This is a genomic window from Sphingomonas sp. KRR8 (genome assembly GCF_023559245.1).
Taxonomy (GTDB): Bacteria; Pseudomonadota; Alphaproteobacteria; order Sphingomonadales; family Sphingomonadaceae; genus Sphingomicrobium.
The window spans coordinates 1,641,300-1,659,553 of sequence record NZ_CP097462.1 but is presented as its reverse complement, the minus strand read 5'-3'; the positions used below and the strand labels follow the sequence as shown (position 1 = coordinate 1,659,553).

The following is an 18,254-nucleotide window of genomic DNA, read 5'->3' as shown; positions in this document are numbered from 1 at the left end:
AGTGGCTAAGCCGCTGCAAAAGCGAACAGTTTTGTGCAAACGACGTTGTGCAGGGGCGGCACATGCGTCAGGAGCCTCGTTGCGGAGGGCGACTTATTTTGCCTTCGTTCGTTGAAGGTCGAAGCGAGCTGAGTGCGAGGGAGTAAAAGATGCCATCACCGGCCGATGCGGCGACCGGAATTACAGGACTCGATGACGTTCTCGCCGGCGGGCTAGAGCGCGCCCGGGTGTTCCTGTTCGAGGGGAGCCCAGGCACAGGCAAGACCACCGTTGCCATGCAGTTCCTCCGGGCTGGCGCCGACGCGGGTGAACGCTGCCTCTACATCACCCTGTCAGAGACCGAGGATGAGTTGCGCGCCACCGCGCGCTCGCACGACTGGAAGATGGACGGGATCGACATCTTCGAACTGGTCCCGCCCGAAAGTCTGCTCGACGAGGATCAGCAGCAGAGCCTGCTCTATTCCTCGGACCTGGAGCTGGGAGAGACCACCAAGCGCATCTTCGAGACGTTCGAGCAGGTCAGGCCCGATCGGGTCGTACTCGACAGCTTGTCGGAAATCCGCTTGTTGGCGCAGAGCTCGCTTCGTTACCGGCGGCAGATCCTATCTCTGAAGCATTACTTCGCTCGGCAGCGGGCCACGGTGATGCTGCTCGACGACCTGACCAGCGATGCCAACGACAAGACCGTTCATTCAGTCGCACACGGCGTGGTCCGGCTGGAAGAATTGTCGCCTGAATATGGCGGCGAGCGCCGGCGCCTGCGGGTACTCAAGTATCGCGGACGGAGATTCCGCGGCGGCTATCACGACTTCGCCATTCACACCGGCGGCGTACGCGTGTTTCCGCGGCTGGTCTCGGCCGAGCATCGGGGCACCATTCCCCGCGACATTTCACGCACCGGCATCCCGCGGCTGGACGACCTGCTCGGCGGTGGTGTGGAGCGCGGGTCAAGCCTGCTCATCCTGGGTCCGGCCGGCACGGGCAAATCGATCCTCAGCCTCATCGTTGTCACGGACGCAATTCGGCGCGGCGAGAAGTGCGCGATGTTCGTCTTCGACGAGGAACTCGGGCTGCTAATCACCCGCGCGCTGGCGCTTGGAATCGACCTTCAGGCGATGGTCGCTTCCGGCGCACTGGTCATCGAGCAGGTCGACGCGGCCGAGCTTACGCCAGGGGAATTTTCCGAGCGGGTGCGGGTCTCCGTCGAGGTCCATGGCGCTCGAACGGTCGTGATCGACAGCCTGAATGGCTACCAGTCGGCGATGCCCGGCGAGCATGCTCTGATCCTGCACATGCACGAGCTGCTGCAATATCTGAATCGGCGCGGCGCCACGACCATCCTGACGGTTGCCCAGCATGGCCTGGTTGGCGACATGAGGGCGCCCGTGGACATCACCTACCTGGCCGACACGGTGGTGCTGCTGCGCTATTTCGAGGCGCTGGGCCGCGTCCGTCGCGCTATCTCCGTCGTCAAGAAACGGACGGGCGCCCACGAGGACACGATCCGCGAATATCAGATCAGCAAGGATGGGGTGAGCCTCGGGGAACCGCTCGTCAATTTTCAGGGCATCTTGCGCGGGGTTCCGATGCTGGTCGGCGAAGACGCCTTGCTTGGACAAGAGAACGGGTGAAGCGCACTACCCTATCCGAACGCGCACTGGTACTCGCGCCGCACGGCCGGGACGCGCTCATCGCCGCCGCCATGCTGCGCGAGTCGGGCATCGAGGCGGCGGTCTGCGCCGGCCTCGCTTCCCTGCTGGCCGAGCTTGATGCCGGTGCCGCCTTCGTCGTGATGACCGAAGAGGCGATCAGCGCCGCCGACCTCCACCCGCTCGCCAACTGGCTTGGCGACCAGGAGGAATGGTCCGACCTGCCCTTCATCCTCCTGACCAGCCGTGGTGGCGGGCTGGAGCGCAACCCGGCGGCAGTGCGCTACCTCGACGTGCTGGGCAACGTCACCTTTCTCGAACGGCCGTTCCACCCGACCACACTGGTCAGCCTTGCCCGTTCAGCCCTGCGCGGGCGTCGCCGCCAATATGAAGCCCGTAGCCGGCTCGAGGACTTGCGTGAAAGCGAGCTTCGCTACCGAACGCTGTTCGACACGATGGACGAGGGCTTCTGCGTCATCCGCTTCATCGACGGGCCGGAGGGCCCGCTGTCAGACTATGTGCTGGTGCAGGCGAACCCGGCTTACGAGCGGCACACGGGCGAACGGCAGCAACTTGGCCGCACACTTCGGCAGCGCTTCCCCGGCGAGGCAGACTTCTGGATCGAGCGCCACCGTTCGGTGCTGTTGACCGGCAAGCCGGAGCGCTTCGAGGCGGAGATCGGCCATAACGGCCGCCTGCTGGAGATGGCTTCGTTCCGGATCGAACCGGCCGAGCGCAACGAGGTCGCGCTGATCTTCCAGGATGTGACCGCGCGCAAACAGGCGGAACGGGAATTGCGCGACCTCAATGAAACGCTGGAGAAGCGCGTGGAGGAAGCCGTGCACGAACGCGCGGTCGCCACCGCGCAGCTGCACGAGGCCCAGAAGCTTGAGATGATCGGGCAGCTGACCGGCGGCGTGGCGCACGACATCAATAATCTGCTGACGCCGATCACTGGCGCGCTGGACGTCATCAACCGCCGCTATGCCAGCAGCGATCCGCGGGCGGCGCGTCTGCTCGATGGCGCGCTGCAATCGGCCGAGCGAGCCAAGATCTTGGTCAACCGCCTGCTCGGCTTCGCCCGCCGGCAGACGCTCGAGACACGGGCCGTGGACATCGGCGCGCTGCTGGACGGAATGGGCGATCTGGTAACGAGTTCGGTCGGTGCCAACGTTGAGGTGCGGACCGCCGTCGACGGCGGCCGATTGACCGCGCTGGCCGATCCCAATCAGCTTGAGCTCGCCATCCTCAACCTGTGCGTCAACGCCCGCGACGCCATGCCGGGCGGCGGCCGGCTGACGATTTCCGCATCCGCATTGAAATGTGGCCAGAGCACTGACGACGGTCTCCAGCCGGGAGAGTATATTCGCCTGACCGTGTCGGACAGCGGCGTCGGCATGGACGGGCCGACCCTCGCGCGGGCGGTGGAACCCTTCTTCTCGACCAAAGGTATCGGCAAGGGGACGGGCTTGGGCCTGTCAATGGTCCACGGTCTTGCTGCCCAGCTCGGCGGCAAGTTCGAGTTGAGCAGCACGGTCGGGCAGGGCACCCGCGCCGCCCTTTACCTGCCGGTGGCGGAGCAAGCGGCGCACCCGCTCAAGGCGCGACGCTCGCCGCAGCTCACCGAGCTTCGCCCGCTCGATGTCCTTCTCGTCGACGACGAGGATCTCGTTCGCAAGGGTACCGCTGAAATGCTTCGCGAGCTCGGGCACCAAGTGCATGAGGCGGGTGGCGGAGCGCAGGCGCTGGCGATGCTCGCGGAAGGCCTGAAGATCGATGCGCTCATCACTGATTACGTGATGCCGCGGATGAGCGGCGCGGAATTGGCTGAGCGGGTCCAGGTCGATCGGCCCGACCTGCCGATCCTGGTGGTTACCGGTTATGCCGGGGGCGACCTCCAGCTGAGCCTGCCGCAGCTTGCCAAGCCCTTCCGGCAAAGCGACCTGGTGGCGGCGCTGGCTCGGCTGCTGCGCAAGGCCGACGCCCGCTCCCTCGCCAAGGCGGCGGTCTGAGCAGCTAGAAGTCGACCTTGTCGTAGTGATTGGGCGGGACGATCACGTCCATCCGCTCAGCCAGCAAGGGACGGAAGCTCGGCCGCGACTTCATCACCGCATACCAGTCCTTGGTCTGCTTGTGCCCGCGCCAGTCGAGCGCGCCGAGATAGTCGATGACGCTCAGCTGCGCGGCGGCGGCGAAGTCGGCCAGGCTGATTGCTGGGCCGGCCATCCAGCGGCGGTGGTCGAGCAGATAGTCGAGATAGTCGAGGTGATTGTTGCCGACCCGCATGGCGTCCCGCAGCACCCTGGTATCAGGGCTTTCCTTGTTGACGAGCCGCTTGCGCATCCGCTCCACCATCAGCGGCTCGACCACTTCCCGGAACAGCTTCTCGTCGAACCATTCCACCAGCCGGCGGATTTCGGCGCGCATGGCGGAGTCGCCGATAATCAACGGCGAGCGCTGGACCGTCTCCTCGAAATATTCGGCGATCGGCTGCGAGCCGATCAGGGTCAGGCCTTGATCTGGTTCGACCAGCACCGGGGTTTCCCCGGCGGGGTTCAGATCGACGAACTCATCGCGCCGCTCCCACGGATATTCGCGGATCAACTCCACCGCGACGGCCTTCTCGGCCATCACCAGGCGGACCTTGCGGGAGAAGGGACAAAGCGGAAATTGGAGGAGCTGCCACATCGACCCGTGGCTTTAGCGGTTCGCTCCCTCGCGTCCAGCCACCGGATAATCGCTGGCGGAGATTACATGCGCGGGTAAGCGGGCGAAGGCAGGTTGTCGATCGCGCGTGCGACCTGGTCCCCGGCCTCGTTGAGCGCGCGCTGGATCACCGGCAGGGCACGTACCATCGACTGTGTTCCGGAACGGACCTTTTGTCCGTTCGCCGAGATTTCTCGATCAAGCTGTCGTTCGTCGACCCCAGCGACATCGCCCAGCCGCTTGCGACGATCGTACGGCGTGACCGGCCGGCCTTCGACAGCCGCTTCGAGCTCGCCCACCGGCATGTCGAGCAGTGCATGGCTTAAGGCCCGCACCACGGGCTGCATCCGGTCGACGAACTCGCCGCTCGCGATCTCCGGTGGCAGCTGCGCCGCACCGGGAGGTGGGGGTGGCGGAGCATAGGGGTAGGGTTGCGCGAGTGCCGGGCTGGCGATGCCAAGGGTGGCGAACAGGATGGGCAAACGCATGACAGTTCCTCGCGCCGACTCACGAAAGAATTGCTTGTAACACAACGCCCTGAGCCCTGCCTGAACGGCCCCTAGCGGAAGGCTAGCCAGGCCAGTGCCGCGCCGCCAGCAATGATGCGATACCAGGCGAAGGGCGCGAAGCCAAAGCGGGTGATGATCGCCATGAAGCTCTTGACCACCACCACCGCGACCAGGAACGACACCAAGGCGCCGAGCAGGATATAGCCACCCATGCCGCTTTGCAGCTGATCGTGGTGCTTCGCCAGCTGGAGAACGGTGGCTCCGGCAAGCGTCGGCACGGCCAGGAAGAAGCTGAACTCGGCGGCAGTTCGGCGATCGACCCCGAAGCTCATCGCGCCGAGAATGGTCGCCCCAGAGCGGCTGACGCCGGGAACCATCGCTAGGCACTGCACCAGGCCGATCATCGCCGACTGCTTCAGGCTAACGCCGGTGATCCCACCGGTCTCCGTCGTCTTCGCAAAGCGCTCGACGACGAGGATGGCAACGCCGCCGATGATGAGCGCCCAGGCAACGACAACGGCGCTGCCCAGCATCTCCTCGATATATTTGTTGAAGGCGAGGCCGAGCACCACGGCGGGAATGAATGCCACCAGCACGTTGCGGACAAAGATCAGTGGTCCATGTTCAAGGCCGAACAGGCCCTTCGCCACCGTCCAGAACGTCCGCCAGTAGAGAAAGACGATCGCCAGGATCGCCCCCGGCTGAATCGCCACGTTGAAAAGCGCCCAGCGGTCGGCATTGAAGCCCATCAGCTCGGTCGCGAGGATCAGGTGTCCGGTCGAGCTAACCGGCAGATATTCGGTCAGCCCCTCGACGATGCCGAGGATGATGACGAGCAACAGGATGGGCATGGCTCAGCCGGCGCTCGGCTGGCTGTTCCGACGCTGGCTGCGTTGGAAGCGTCCACCATCCTCAAAGCGGCCAAGCCATTCAGGCGCGACGCTGGCGAGCGGCGTGGGCTCGATCCCGAAGGCCGCGAGACCGGCCGCTCCCTCGTGAACGACATTGTCCTGCGCCAGCATAAGCCACTGGTCGCGGGTCAGCGGCGCACCGGGCAGGAAGCCCAGCCGGCTCATCGCCGCGCTGACGAAGTCGGGCAAGTCGATGATCTCGGGCGATTGCCCCGCCGCGCGGGCGATGGCGGCGTTGAGCTCGTGCATGGTCATGACTTGCGGGCCGCCGATCTCAAACGTCTCGCCGCCAAACTCTTCCGGATCCTGCGCAGCATCGGCAATCGCCTGGGCAAGATCGCGGACGTAGACGGGCTGGAACCGCCGTCGAGCCGCCAAAACAGGAAGGAATGGCAGCCGCGACAGGGAAGCAAAGCGGTTGGTCAGCTGGTCCTCCGGACCGAACACCAAGCTGGGGCGCATGATGGTGGCGTTCGCAAATGCGGCACGCACGGCCTGCTCGCCCTGGCCCTTGCTTGAACCGTAGTAGCTCGGGCTCTCCGGGTCGGCATTGATCGCCGACACGTGGACGAAGCTTTCCGCACCGGCCGCGCTGGCCAGCTCCGCCGCTTTTCCCGCGCTGTCCGCATGAACCTGCGTGAGATTGCCTGTGAACGCGCCAACCAGGTTGATCACGCCCCAAGAGCCGGCGACCGCGCGCTCCAGGCTGTCCGGCTTGTTCATATCGACCGCAACCAGGTCGAGTTGTCCAACCGCCGCCAGCGGCTGAAGAAAGAAGGCACGCCGCGGATGGCGCTGGGCCACTCGCAGGCGGACGCCCGTCTTGAACAGCTGCTCACAGACATAGCGGCCGATGAAGCCGCCGCCGCCCAGGACGGTAATGACGCGCGTGCGCCAGTCGATTGCCGGATCGATCATGCGAGCGCCCTAGCGCCGGCCCGGGCGGCGAACAAGGCAGCTGCAAAACCGTGGTGCAAAGCCGTTGACAGCCGCCGCCGCGCTCCCCTAAGCGCCGCCGCCTACCACTGATACGAAGCTCCTGTGCCCAGGTGGCGGAATTGGTAGACGCACCAGCTTCAGGTGCTGGCGCTCGCAAGGGCGTGGAGGTTCGAGTCCTCTCCTGGGCACCACTCTCGGTCAAAACTGGGCACTACGCCTTTGGCCGCGCGATCACCCATAACAAGCGCATGTTACTCGCAAATCGCGCTTTTTTGGCGGATGGCGGGTCGCGATGTCTGTCCGGAATGATCCATAGATAGCTCTTGCCCGGAACAACGCTAGATCAATGCCATGTCCTCTCCACCTACTCTCGTCGGGCTTAACAGCGAGGAGGCCTTGGCCAGACTTGCTCGTGTTGGGCGTAACGAGGTTGATCGGCGGAAAACTCGCAATGCCCTGAGTATTGTTTCTGAAACGGTGCGCGAACCGATGGTCCTGCTGCTCGCTGCCGCGGCGGGCTTGTACCTCATCCTCGGCGACCTCACCGAAGGGTTGTTCCTGGGTGCCGGAGCCTGCGTGTCGGTGCTCATTTCGGTCGGCCAGCAGGTGCGCAGCGAGCGAGCGCTGGAAGCGCTACGGACATTGGCGGCGCCTCGTGCAGAGGTGCTTCGCGACGGCAGGAAGCAAACGGTTGCCGCGGCCGAGCTGGTGCCTGGCGACATCATCTTCATCTCCGAAGGCGCGCGCGTGCCAGCGGATGCCGTGCTGGTCGCCGGTGATGCCCTGGAGGTCGACGAGTCGACGCTTACCGGTGAGGCCGCAGCCTGTACCAAGATACCTGCCAATGATTTTGATCGGACGCTCGTCCGCCCGGGTGAGCCGACGGGATCGTCGATCTTCGCTTCAACGCTCGTTCTGCGCGGACACGGAGTGGCGGAGGTCGCCCGAACAGGAACAGCAACCGAGATCGGGCAAATCGGCTCGGAATTGGGCCTTTTAGAGGAGGAGCCGACCCGCCTGCAAAAAGACATTGGGAGGCTGGTGAAGCGCGTCGGCGCTTTGGCGGTGATCTTCTGTGTTATCGCGGCGCTGATCATCGGCCTGCTTCGCGCTGACTGGTTCGGGGGAGCACTCACCGGTCTCACGCTGGCAATCGCATTGGTACCCGAGGAATTTCCGATGGTACTGCTTATCTTCCTGGCGCTGGGCGCCTGGAGATTAGCCAACCGAAAAGTGCTGGTACGTCGTTCGGCCATCATCGAAACGCTTGGCGCGACAACCTTGCTGTGTGTCGACAAGACCGGAACGCTCACCCAAAATCGAATGCGCCTCCACGCACTTTGGCGAGAGGGGCGACGCCAGGACGTCCAAGACGGTTTGGGATCCTCCTCCGAGACGTTGCTGAAGATGGCGCAGCGGGCATCGGCCGTTAATCCCAATGACCCGATCGACCTCGCAGTTCACGCCGTTGCGGGCGCCGCGCCTGAAGGGTCGCCGCTTCGCTCTTATCCGCTGCGGCCGGAATTTCTTGCCTTTGTTCAGGCCTGGCCATGCGACGGAAGCAGAGTGACCTACGCGGCGAAAGGGGCGCCGGAGACAATCCTCGGGATGTGCCATCTGGACGAGGAACGGCGGAAGGACGTTGAGCATGCCGTGCAGCAATTTGCTGGCGAAGGCCTGCGCGTGCTCGGCGTCGCAAGCGCGCAGGCGGCCGGTGCGGACGTGGACCCCGCAAGCTTGGCTTATAACTTCGAGGGGTTGCTCGGCTTCGTTGATCCGGTGCGAGAAGATGTTCCGGAGGCATTGGCCCGAGCCCGGAAGGCAGACATCGAAATCGCGATGATCACCGGCGACTATCCTGCAACTGCCCTGCATGCCGCCGCTGAAGCCGGAATCGATACGGCGCCTGGAGTTCAGACTGGCTTCGAACTCGCCGAGAAGGGGCTGGTCGACACTCGCGTCCGGGTATTCGCCCGCATCGCTCCCGACCAGAAGCTTCTCCTCGTCCGCAGTTTCCGGGAGGCAGGACAAGTGGTTGCGATGACCGGTGATGGAGTGAACGACGCTCCGGCTCTCGCTGCGGCGGACGTGGGAATCGCCATGGGCCAGCGCGGCACGGACGTCGCACGGCAATCATCCGACTTGATCCTGCTCGACGACCGCCTGCTGTCCATCGTGGACGGTATCGCGCTCGGCCGCCGCATCTTCGCTAACCTGCGTGCCGCCTTGGTCTATATTACCGCCGTGCACGTCCCAGTAGCTGGACTGGCGCTCGCACCGCTTCTGCTTGGCCTGCCGATGCTTCTTACCCCAGCGCACCTTGTACTGCTCGAGCTGCTGATCGATCCGCTCTGCTCGGTGGTGTTCGAAGGCCGCGCGAGCGAGCGTGATTTGATGCGGCACTCGCCGAGATCCGTCGGCGAGTCGTTGTTCGGAGCCAGGGAGTTGGTCTTAGCCGCGATTGAAGGATCAGTGATCCTCGGCGTGGTTCTCGCCCTCTACGTTTGGGCAAGCCATGTCGAGCCTTACGACGGCACCGCGCGCTTTGCCGGCTTTCTTGCGCTTGTGTCGAGCCATCTCGCACTTGCGTTCCAGTCAGTGCGAAGCGGCCCGGACGCACCCAACCGCTACCCCAAACTGGTCTGGCTGATCGCAACAGTGACGGGACTAGTGCTCGTCGCTGCCGGCTTCCTTGAGCCGTTTCGGAGCCTGCTGCAGTTCGATCCGATATCTCTGCAGTTGGCGCTCGGATCCGTTCTGTTGGGAATGTTGACCGGGCTGCTGCTGGCGCCTTTGGCCGGATGCCTGCTGCGCCCGATCAGAGCGCCGTCGGCGGCTGGACCGGGTGGTCGCGCCACCGTGTCTTCGTAGCGCAGGACAAGTCCAACTCTTCCATGCGTCGGCCGAGGTTTCGCTAGTCAAGCTGGTCCGGCGCCTTCGCATTAAACCTACGGCGCGCTGTCGCCGGCAGCGACGGCGATTGGCCGGGCGTAGGTGACGAGGCTGTTAAGCAGCTTGCCCGGTTCCTCGCTGGTGATCTGGTGCGCTGAGTGCTCGAACCAGACCAACCGCTTTTTGGGCGCACGCACTTTGGCAAACCACTCGGCCGCAACCTCGCTCGAAACGTTGACGTCGTGGCGACCGAGGAACAGCAGGAGCGGTACGTGGAGAACGCGAATTCCTGACAGATCTGTCGCCAGGACTTGCGGTAGCATGTTCTCGGTCACGGCGGGCTGGCCCTTGAAGGCATTCCGGAAGTCGTCGTCGCTATAGTCGGGCGAGAGGTTCAGCGCAGCAGCCTCGAAATCCGCTCCGGATCGATGCCAGGCGGCGCCGCCATAGTAGTTGAGCCACTTGCGCTGGGTAAGGATCGCCTTGACCGGCATAGGTCGCTGATCCGGCGCATATGGCGCCAGAGCACGTAGCTCGCGGACGGCCAAGGCGTTGTGATCGGCCTCGGCCTGCTTGAGGGTCCAGGCCCAGCCTCGGCGTTCGCTTTCTGGGACATTCGTACCCTGACCGAGGCCTATGTATGCATGAAGCCACTCGGGATGCTCGGCGGCGAGCCGCAGCCCCATGATGCTGCCCCAGCTATGGCCAAGCACGAAGACCTTGCGCTTGCCGAAGCGATGGCGAGCCCATTGCACGACCTCTTCCGCGTCGCGCTGGAAGCGATTGATCGTGAGTTGCCCGGGGGGGTTCGGTCCGCTTGCCGTATAGGTCTTCCCGGCATTGCGTTGGTCCCAATGAACCACGGTGAAGTACTCGTCCCAGCCGCGATCCCACCACCAGTCGAGCGGCGTCTCGATGTACCCAGGGCCACCATGGAAATAGATTAGCACCGGGTTGCGCAAGTCCTGGCTGCGGATGGTCAGGACCTGCTTGATGCCGCCGATTTGAACTGTCTCGCTAGCCTGCAATCCATCGGGGCTGACGATCTGGCGGAGCCCGGCAATAATCTTGAGCGCCTCGCTGCGGTTATGCGGACCGACGGCTGTCTGGGCATGGGCGGCGGCGGGCAGAAGTTCCAGCAGAATCGCGATCAAGGCAGTGCGGAAGGATAACATGAGGCGCGTGTCCGTGAACCATGAAGGGTGACCAACGATAGCTCGGGTTGTCTCGTCGGCAACCGTCGCGGGGTGCCATGAGGCGGTTAGCCTCGCTAACGTCTTCAGAAGAGGCCAACGCCCCAAGACGGACTCTTCGTGGTTGCTATGGCAGCACCTTCAGCGGATGCTCGTTCAGCCAGGTGTCCCATGTCCGCTCGACGAACTCGTGCCGAACGCGGCCATCTGCTTACGACGGCTGGAGAGGCGCTTCGCTGCAGCCGATAATCGACGTATAGCGAGAGTGAAAGCACGCAGAAGGCGAATTAGCTTGGCAAGCTGGTGCTGGGCTGATTGTTCGAGACATGCTTGGGGGGATGAAACATGCTTAGAGCCGGCGCTCTGCTCGTTCTTTTGGCAAGCTCGACGTCGATCGCTGCCTATAGCGAACCTCCAGCGACGGCTCCAACCGGCGTGCATGCGGGCATGAACCACGCGGACATGACGGCGCCGAAGTCGCCAGCCATCATGGCGGGATATGGTACTGGCGGGTTCGCGATCACTCCGGCGGTCCCGTCCGCACAGGCTTTCTTCAATAACGGCATGCAGCTTGCGCATGCTTTCGCGCACAAGGCCGCGATCAACGCGATGGCCGAGGCCGTTCGTTTGGATCCGAAATGCGCCATGTGCCTGTGGGGTCAGGCGTGGGCGTCAGGACCCACGATCAACTTCGGCAAGACTCCCGATGAGATAAAGACGCTTGCAACGATGGTGGATCGAGCGGCTGCGCTTGCAAGAACTGCAGGCACTGACCGCGAGCGCTCTCTCATTCGCGCACTACAGCTACGTTATCAAAATGGCGGTGGGGGCAAGCCGGGCGACCTTGCCTTCGCCAAAGCTATGGCGACGCTCGCAGAGCGTTATCCAGAGGACAGCGAGATCGCCATCCTTACGGCCGATGCCTGGTTGATGACCGAGGCGAAAACGCCGGCTGATGAAAAGCTGAATGGCGAATTGGCAATGCCGTTGCTCGAAGCCGTGCTGAAGCGCAGCCCGGAAAACACGGGAGCAATTCATTTCTACATACATGCAACTGAGATCGCGGGCGTTCCCGGCCTGGCCGAGCGATATGCCGATCGTCTCGCCAGCTTGGCCCCCAAGGCCAGCCACCTGGTGCACATGCCAAGCCATACTTACTATTGGGTGGGCCGCTATCAGGATGCAGCGAACGCAAACATGCGCGCGGTGGAGCTAGGCATTGAGAATGCGCGTGCTCTGGGTCTGCCAATGCCAGATGGTGTATGGGGCCTTCCCTATCATGCGCACAACGTCACTTATGGACTGGGCGGTGCGCTTGAAGCCGGAGACGCCAAGACCGCGCTTGCGCTTGGCAGACCGCTCGTCACCCGAGCTGCAAAGCAAGATGACAGTCCACCGTTCCTCCAGGTGATTGCGTCTAACGGGTACTTCGCGATGGCTCAGTTCGCAGACCCTTCCGAGGTCTTGGCGCTGCCAGAGCCGAAGCTCCCGACCTTGGCCACCGCATGGCACTACGCGCGGGGCGAAGCATTCGCGAAGCGCGGGGATAGTGCAGCCGTCAGGGCCGAGGCAGCGGCCATCCACACGTCAACCAAGAAGCCCGACGGGGAGGATGGTTCGAGGCAAGCGCAGCAGCTCGCCTTGATTGCGCGCAGCGTGCTTGCCGGCAGAGCAGCAATGCTTGATCACCGTCCGACGGACGCAGCAGTCGCTTTCGAACAGGCAGCGGAAGTTCAGGAGGGCGAAGAGTTCTCAGTGCTATCCGACCCGCCGGGCTGGTATTACCCTGTTCGTCGCGACCTGGCCGAGGCACTGCTCGCGGCCGGCAATCTCGAGGGCGCGCGGAAGCAAGCGCAAGGAGCGCTCGCTTATCGAGCGAAAGAACCACGAACCTTGGCGCTGATGAAGCGGATCGAGGAAACTGCTGCCCTCTCTTCGACCTCTAGCCGGCGACCGTGACTTCAGCACGGGACGATCACGATTGCACTCGAGCCGTCTTAGCGAAGTGCATCTAGAGCAAACTCCCAAAGCTTAGCCGCTTGGTCCTCGCGGGAACCCAGATATGATCGGACACGAGCGTGCGTCCGACGTTGGCCGGAGGCAGCCACTTGCCGGCGTTTGCGGTGGGCGTTTCCAACTGTCTGTCAATCATCTTGCAGGCGCTCGACCAAGAGGTCCAACAACGCTCGGAGTCGAGGCAGGCGCTTGAGATCCCTGTGGAAGCCAAGCCAGTTGTCGCGGCTCGGGGGATCAGAGCCGAGATCCACTACTTCAATTCCTGACGTGGCTTCGCCAAGCGGTCTGGGCAGCACAGCAAGCCCGGTTCCAAGCGCACATAGCTGTGCCTGCATGTCCCGACTATTGCTGCGCATCGCGATGTGCGCGTTGGGCAGGATGCGAGTCAGCCACGGGACGTCGGGCATCGAACCGAAGGCGGTGTCCATCACGATCAGCGGGCAGCCTGTTCCGTCGCCCGGTGCGGGCCTCCACTGGCCGGGCTTCGCATAGACCGCATATCGCACGGTAATTAGCCGACGAGCGATCACCTCGGGCTCGTCGAAGGCGGCGATGCGGATGACGAGGTCGGCCTCGCGGCGGGCGAGGCTGTAGACCCGCGCGTCGGTGAGTGTTTCGACAATCACGGCGGGGTGAAGCTGCGCGAACTCGGCCAGGACCGGCGCGACCATGATGCGACCGAACCAGTCCGAACAGGTCAGGCGCAACATGCCTTCGAGCGCTCCGCCTCGGCCCGTGAGCTCGCGCGCCAGGGCCAATGCTTCCGCCTCCATGCCCTCGGCATGACGAAGCAGGATTTCGCCTTCGTCGGTGAGGACATGACCTGCCGCCGAGCGCTGGAACAAGGTCGCGCCGACCGCCTCTTCGAGTGCACGCAGGCGCCGCCCCATCGTCGGCTGCGACTGTTTCAGCCGGCGACCGGCCGCGCCGAGCGTTCCTTCCCGCGCGATCGCGAGAAAGACCTTCAGATCACTCCATTCGATCGGCGGGTCGGACACCATCGATCCATTCAAAAGTGAATGGCATCGATGCGGATTTCGCGAGTTCATGTCAAACCCGAATGAGCGCATCTCCTTCTCCATCAGGAGGTCACGCCATGCCGAGTTCATCCATGATCGCCGCCGTCGTCGAGCAAGAAAATGGCCCGTTCGTGCTGCGCGAACTTGCCCGGCCCACGCCGGCGCCAGGCGAGGTGCTCGTCCGGATCGAGGCGAGCGGGACAAACCCGCTGGACACCAAGATCAGGGCGGGACAGGCGGCGCACGCGCGGCAGCCGCTGCCGGCGACGCTCGGCATGGACCTTGCCGGAACCGTCGTCGCCTTGGGGGCGAGTGTGGACCGCTTCGCGGTCGGCGAGGCCGTCTATGGCTTTGGCGGAGGCGTCGGCGGGCTGCAGGGATCGCACGCGCAATATGGCGCCTTCGATGCGCGGCTGCTGGCCAGGAAACCCGCGTCGCTGTCGATGGGCGAGGCCGCCATCTTGCCGCTGGTGGTCATCACGGCGTGGGAGGGTCTGGTCGACCGCGCGCGGATCAGGGCTGGGCAGACCGTGCTCATCCAGGGCGGTGCAGGAGGCGTCGGTCAGGTTGCCGTGCAGATCGCCCTCGCTCGCGGCGCGAAGGTGTTTGCAACCGACGTCGGCGCCGAACTCGACTTCGTTCGAGCAATGGGCGCGGTCGCTATCGACGCGAAGCGGGACGTGGCGAGCTACGTCGCCGAGCACACGGAAGGGCAGGGCTTCGATCTCGTCTATGACACGGTGGGCGGTCCCGTGCTCGATGCCTCGATCGAGGCCGTCCGCCGCTTCGGGCATGTCGTGAGCTGCCTTGGGTGGGGGACGCACAAGCTCGCCCCCCTGTCATTCAAGCAGGCCACCTATTCGGGCGTCTTCACACTGCATCCGCTGATCGCGAACGAAGGCCGCGCCCATTTCGGCGACATTCTCGAGGAAGCCCGCAAGCTCGTCGACGCGGGCAGGTTGGTGCCGCGCCTCGACCCCCGTGCCTTCACGCTCGAGGACCTCGGGGCCGCCTACGACGCCGTGCTTGGCGCCAACGGCGCTCCCCGCCAGCGGGGAAAGATCGCCGTCACGATGTCGTGAGGGGCCACGCCGGCCAAAGTCGCTGCCCCGGCCGGAAGACGCGTGAGAAAAATTAGATTTCCATCCGCTCGCCGGCGCCTGTCCGGCGGCTACAGGAGAAGCATGATGAGCAAGACATTCGGAGCAACCTCCACGACCGACGATGTCCTCGAAGGCATGGACCTGTCCGGAAGACGGGTGCTGGTGACAGGCGTGTCGGCTGGGCTCGGCCTCGAAACCGCCCGCGCCCTCGTCGCTCATGGAGCCAAGGTCGTCGGCACCGCTCGGGACCTGACCAAGGCGCGCGACGCCCTTGCCGGGATCGGCATGAGCGAGACTACGCTCGAGCTGGTCGAGCTGGATCTTGCCGATCTGGCAAGTGTGCGACGAGCTGCCGCGGCACTGCGCGGCCACGGTCATCCGTTCGACCTGCTCATCGCCAACGCGGGCGTTATGGCGACGCCCTTCGGCCCGGCTTCGAGACGCAGTTCGGGACCAACCACCTAGGCCATTTCGCCTTCGTCAACGGCATCGCGCCGCTGATGCGAAGCGGAGCGCGGCTGGTGGTGCTGGCGTCGTCGGGGCACCGTTTTGCCAATGTCAGTCTCGACGATCCCAATTTCGAACGCAGCACCTACGAGCCGTTCATCGCCTACGGCCGATCGAAGACCGCCAACATCCTCTTCGCGGTCGAGTTCGATCGCCGCTACCGTTCGCTCGGCCTGCGGGCGACGGCGGTCCACCCGGGCGGCATTCATACCGAACTGTCGCGTCACGTCGGCAACGGCCGGCTCCAGCAACTGATGGACACGATCAATGCCGAACTCGCCCGCGAAGGAAAACCGCCCTATGCCTGCAAGACGCCCCAACAGGGCGCGGCGACGACGCTCTGGGCGGGATTGGTCGCGGATGCCGACGCGGCAGGCGGACACTATTGCGAGGATTGCCAGATCTCTCCGGTCATCACCGACGAAATGATCGGCTTCGGAAGCCCGGGCGTGCGGCCCTACGCGATCGATCAGGACCTCGCGCGGGCCCTCTGGGCGAAGAGCGAAGAGATGGTCGGCGAAGTCTTCGACCTCAGAACCGACCGCCACGCCGTTCAATCGGAGCCCCTCGCAACCGCGTGAGGCCTGGCCGCGGGCTGATTCCCTTGCCAGTCGGCTGACGCGCGCCGCAGCCGGGGCAGCTCCTTATCCGGCGCGAGCAGGAGACCTTCCATGTCCACCATCACCATGCGCGACGGCACCGAGATCTTCTACAAGGACTGGGGCGCCAAGGATGCGCCGGTCATCGTCTTCCATCACGGCTGGCCGCTCAGCGCGGACGAGTGGGACAACCAGATGATGTTCTTTCTCGAGCGGGGTTTCCGAGTGGTCGCGCACGACCGGCGCGGACACGGCCGTTCGACCCAGGCCGACCACGGCAACGACATGGACACATACGCGGCCGACGTGATCGAGATCGCCCGCGCGCTCGATCTCCGGAAGGCGATCCATATCGGCCATTCGACCGGCGGCGGCGAGGTGGCGCGCTACGTCGCCCGCGCGGAGCCAGGCCGGGTCTCCAAGGCCGTGCTGATCAGCGCCATCACGCCGGTCATGATCCGTAAGGACAGCAATCCCGGCGGCCTGCCGATCAAGGTGTTCGATGGATACCGCACCGCCGTCGCCGCCAATCGCGCGCAGACCTATCTCGAGATTGCGTCCGGGCCGTTCTACGGCTTCAACCGCCCCGGCGCGACGCCGAGCGAAGGGGCCATTCGCAACTGGTGGCGCCAAGGCATGATGGGCGGGATCAAGGCTCATCATGACTGCATCCGGGTCTTCTCTGAAACCGACCTCACCGAGGACCTGAAGGGGATCGCCGTCCCGGTTCTGGTCATGCACAGCGAGGACGACCAGGTCGTGCCCTATGCTGCGTCTGCTCCGCTTGCGGCCAAGCTCCTGAGACAGGGCACCCTCAAGACCTACCACGGCCTGCCGCATGGCATGCCGACGAGCCATCCGGACATCATCAATGCGGACCTTCTTGCCTTCATCGGCGCAGCCTTGGCGTAGCACAGGTGCATGGCGAGGGCGGTAGACAAGCGATCGGGAAACTACCGACGACAAAGGAGGTCGATGTGATCATCGCTCAAGGCCTACACGGGCTGGGCCTACTGGGTATTCCGGGGCAAGATCGAGGAAGGGTATCACTAGGCCATGGCGGAGCCGCTCTGGAAAAGGCTCGAATGGATGGTCCTGATCTGGACCGCCAGCGTTGCCGCGCTCGGTACCGTCCCCTTCGTGCTCCGCCTCTGGCTCTCCTGATCGCGATCAGCTCGCGGGCGTCTGCCGGCTTGCGGTCAGCGTAAGCTGCCGGTCGCGCCGCTGGACGGTCAGCCTGGCGGTGGCGCCCGCACGGTCGAGCGCACGGCTGAGCTCGGACGCGCCTGACACCGGAGTGCCGTCCGCGCTCGTCACGATGTCGCCGGCGCGCAAACCGGTCTTGGCGGTCTTCGAGCCCGGCTCGACCAGCGATACGCCGGCGCCCGCGCGAACGTCGCCCAGGCGGGTGGCCAGCGATCCTTCATATTCCACGGCGCGAAAGCCAAAGGCCGTTGTCGGCGACAGCGAGTTGCGCATGAGTTCGTCGACGATCCCGCTGACGGTGCTCGACGGCAGTGCAGTGCCGCTCTGGTCGCTGCTGGCAATGACACCAAGGATTCGTCCGTCGCCGGCCAGAATGGGCAGGCCGGCCGGCCAGTCGGCGGCCGTCGGCTGCAGGCGAAAATAGCCGCTCTGCGCACCGCCATCGGCTACGAAATCGCTTTCCACCATGGCAACGGCGGCGCTGCAGCCGAGCCCCGCGGGCGTGGCGACCGCCAACCCGAACTGGCCCGCGCGGGGCGGGGGTTGGTCGCTCAGCGAGAGGGAGCTCCCCTGTGGATTGCCAACCTTGGCGAGGGCCAAGCCGGACACCGGATCGGTGCGGACCTCACCCACCGGGGTGCGCTGGCCATTGCCGAAAACTGCCTCGAGATCTCCTTTGGGCAGCGCGGAAGCAGCACTCAGCAGCCACCCGTCGTCCGAGAGGAGAACTGCCGGCGCGGCAGTCGCGGGCCCAGTCAGCGGCAGTTCCGCGCCCGCGGGCACGATCAAGGCCACCGACGGGCACGTCCGGTCGACGACGTCAGACAAATCGGGAAGGCCAGTCTGCTGGCGGACGATCTGGATAATCGGCCGTGTCGGCCGCTGCACGTCCGCCGGCCGCGGATCCGGCGGCGACCACCACCGGTTGACGGCCGCCCCGCCAAGCGCCGCCAGCAGCAGTCCACCTGCCAGAAGGATCGTGCGCAACACATGCGGCCGCGGAAG

The 18,254-nt window shown here is 64.7% G+C and carries 16 protein-coding genes and 1 tRNA gene; 10 read left to right on the top strand and 7 right to left on the bottom strand.

The window, feature by feature from the left end; genetic code table 11:
• Window positions 1–149 precede the first annotated feature (149 nt).
• Window positions 150–1,631 carry an ATPase domain-containing protein gene (locus M8312_RS08345; protein ID WP_250117256.1) on the top strand — a complete coding sequence of 494 codons (1,482 nt, stop codon included), beginning with the start codon at window positions 150–152 and terminating at the stop codon, window positions 1,629–1,631.
• Complete coding sequence (locus M8312_RS08340) at window positions 1,628–3,661, top strand: ATP-binding protein (RefSeq protein ID WP_250117255.1); 2,034 nt, start codon at window positions 1,628–1,630, stop codon at window positions 3,659–3,661. Before M8312_RS08345 ends, M8312_RS08340 begins: the two co-directional genes overlap by 4 nt.
• Window positions 3,662–3,665: 4 nt before the next feature.
• Here the strand turns inward: M8312_RS08340 and M8312_RS08335 are convergent, their stop codons facing one another.
• The 4 genes from M8312_RS08335 to M8312_RS08320 form a co-directional block, all read right to left on the bottom strand.
• The gene (locus M8312_RS08335; protein ID WP_250117254.1) at window positions 3,666–4,337 is read right to left on the bottom strand and encodes a glutathione S-transferase family protein; all 672 of its coding nucleotides are present in this window, start codon (window positions 4,335–4,337) and stop codon (window positions 3,666–3,668) included.
• 62 nt (window positions 4,338–4,399) lie between these two features.
• Window positions 4,400–4,843 carry a hypothetical protein gene (locus M8312_RS08330; RefSeq protein WP_250117253.1) on the bottom strand — a complete coding sequence of 148 codons (444 nt, stop codon included), beginning with the start codon at window positions 4,841–4,843 and terminating at the stop codon, window positions 4,400–4,402.
• Between the two features lie 71 nt (window positions 4,844–4,914).
• Entirely contained in the window at window positions 4,915–5,715 is an 801-nt protein-coding gene (locus M8312_RS08325) for an undecaprenyl-diphosphate phosphatase (protein WP_250117252.1), read from the bottom strand.
• A 3-nt stretch (window positions 5,716–5,718) separates the two neighbouring features.
• A complete protein-coding gene (locus M8312_RS08320; protein WP_250117251.1) occupies window positions 5,719–6,693 on the bottom strand; it encodes a complex I NDUFA9 subunit family protein in 975 nt (324 codons plus the stop codon).
• Between the two features lie 125 nt (window positions 6,694–6,818).
• Here M8312_RS08320 and M8312_RS08315 point away from each other — a divergent pair.
• Window positions 6,819–6,905 (top strand) — tRNA-Leu (locus M8312_RS08315).
• Between the two features lie 160 nt (window positions 6,906–7,065).
• Window positions 7,066–9,585, top strand: coding sequence for a cation-translocating P-type ATPase (locus tag M8312_RS08310; protein WP_284070166.1), 2,520 nt, complete (start codon window positions 7,066–7,068; stop codon window positions 9,583–9,585).
• Window positions 9,586–9,662: 77 nt separating this feature from the next.
• Here M8312_RS08310 and M8312_RS08305 read toward each other — a convergent pair whose 3' ends face one another.
• Window positions 9,663–10,760: an alpha/beta hydrolase gene (locus tag M8312_RS08305; protein WP_250117249.1), complete on the bottom strand. Its 1,098-nt coding sequence runs from the start codon at window positions 10,758–10,760 to the stop codon at window positions 9,663–9,665.
• A 648-nt stretch (window positions 10,761–11,408) separates the two neighbouring features.
• On the opposite strand from M8312_RS08305, the gene M8312_RS08300 reads away from it, so the two are divergent.
• Complete coding sequence (locus M8312_RS08300; RefSeq protein ID WP_250117248.1) at window positions 11,409–12,758, top strand: hypothetical protein; 1,350 nt, start codon at window positions 11,409–11,411, stop codon at window positions 12,756–12,758.
• A 185-nt stretch (window positions 12,759–12,943) separates the two neighbouring features.
• Here the strand turns inward: M8312_RS08300 and M8312_RS08295 are convergent, their stop codons facing one another.
• Window positions 12,944–13,897 (bottom strand): LysR family transcriptional regulator, encoded by a 954-nt coding sequence (locus M8312_RS08295; protein WP_250117247.1) that lies wholly within the window; start codon window positions 13,895–13,897, stop codon window positions 12,944–12,946.
• Window positions 13,898–13,911: 14 nt separating this feature from the next.
• On the opposite strand from M8312_RS08295, the gene M8312_RS08290 reads away from it, so the two are divergent.
• From M8312_RS08290 to M8312_RS08270, 5 genes are all read left to right on the top strand, one after another.
• Window positions 13,912–14,916 (top strand): zinc-dependent alcohol dehydrogenase family protein, encoded by a 1,005-nt coding sequence (locus M8312_RS08290; protein WP_250117246.1) that lies wholly within the window; start codon window positions 13,912–13,914, stop codon window positions 14,914–14,916.
• A 102-nt stretch (window positions 14,917–15,018) separates the two neighbouring features.
• The gene (locus M8312_RS08285) at window positions 15,019–15,402 is read left to right on the top strand and encodes an SDR family NAD(P)-dependent oxidoreductase (RefSeq protein WP_250117245.1); all 384 of its coding nucleotides are present in this window, start codon (window positions 15,019–15,021) and stop codon (window positions 15,400–15,402) included.
• Between the two features lie 56 nt (window positions 15,403–15,458).
• A complete protein-coding gene (locus M8312_RS08280; protein ID WP_250117244.1) occupies window positions 15,459–16,025 on the top strand; it encodes an SDR family NAD(P)-dependent oxidoreductase in 567 nt (188 codons plus the stop codon).
• 90 nt (window positions 16,026–16,115) lie between these two features.
• Window positions 16,116–16,955 carry an alpha/beta fold hydrolase gene (locus tag M8312_RS08275; RefSeq protein ID WP_250117243.1) on the top strand — a complete coding sequence of 280 codons (840 nt, stop codon included), beginning with the start codon at window positions 16,116–16,118 and terminating at the stop codon, window positions 16,953–16,955.
• Window positions 16,956–17,099: 144 nt separating this feature from the next.
• Window positions 17,100–17,207 carry a DUF2474 domain-containing protein gene (locus M8312_RS08270; protein WP_250117242.1) on the top strand — a complete coding sequence of 36 codons (108 nt, stop codon included), beginning with the start codon at window positions 17,100–17,102 and terminating at the stop codon, window positions 17,205–17,207.
• Window positions 17,208–17,213: 6 nt separating this feature from the next.
• Here M8312_RS08270 and M8312_RS08265 read toward each other — a convergent pair whose 3' ends face one another.
• Window positions 17,214–18,236, bottom strand: a complete 1,023-nt coding sequence (locus M8312_RS08265; RefSeq protein WP_250117241.1) for a S1C family serine protease — start codon at window positions 18,234–18,236, stop codon at window positions 17,214–17,216.
• Between the last annotated feature and the right edge of the window lie 18 nt (window positions 18,237–18,254).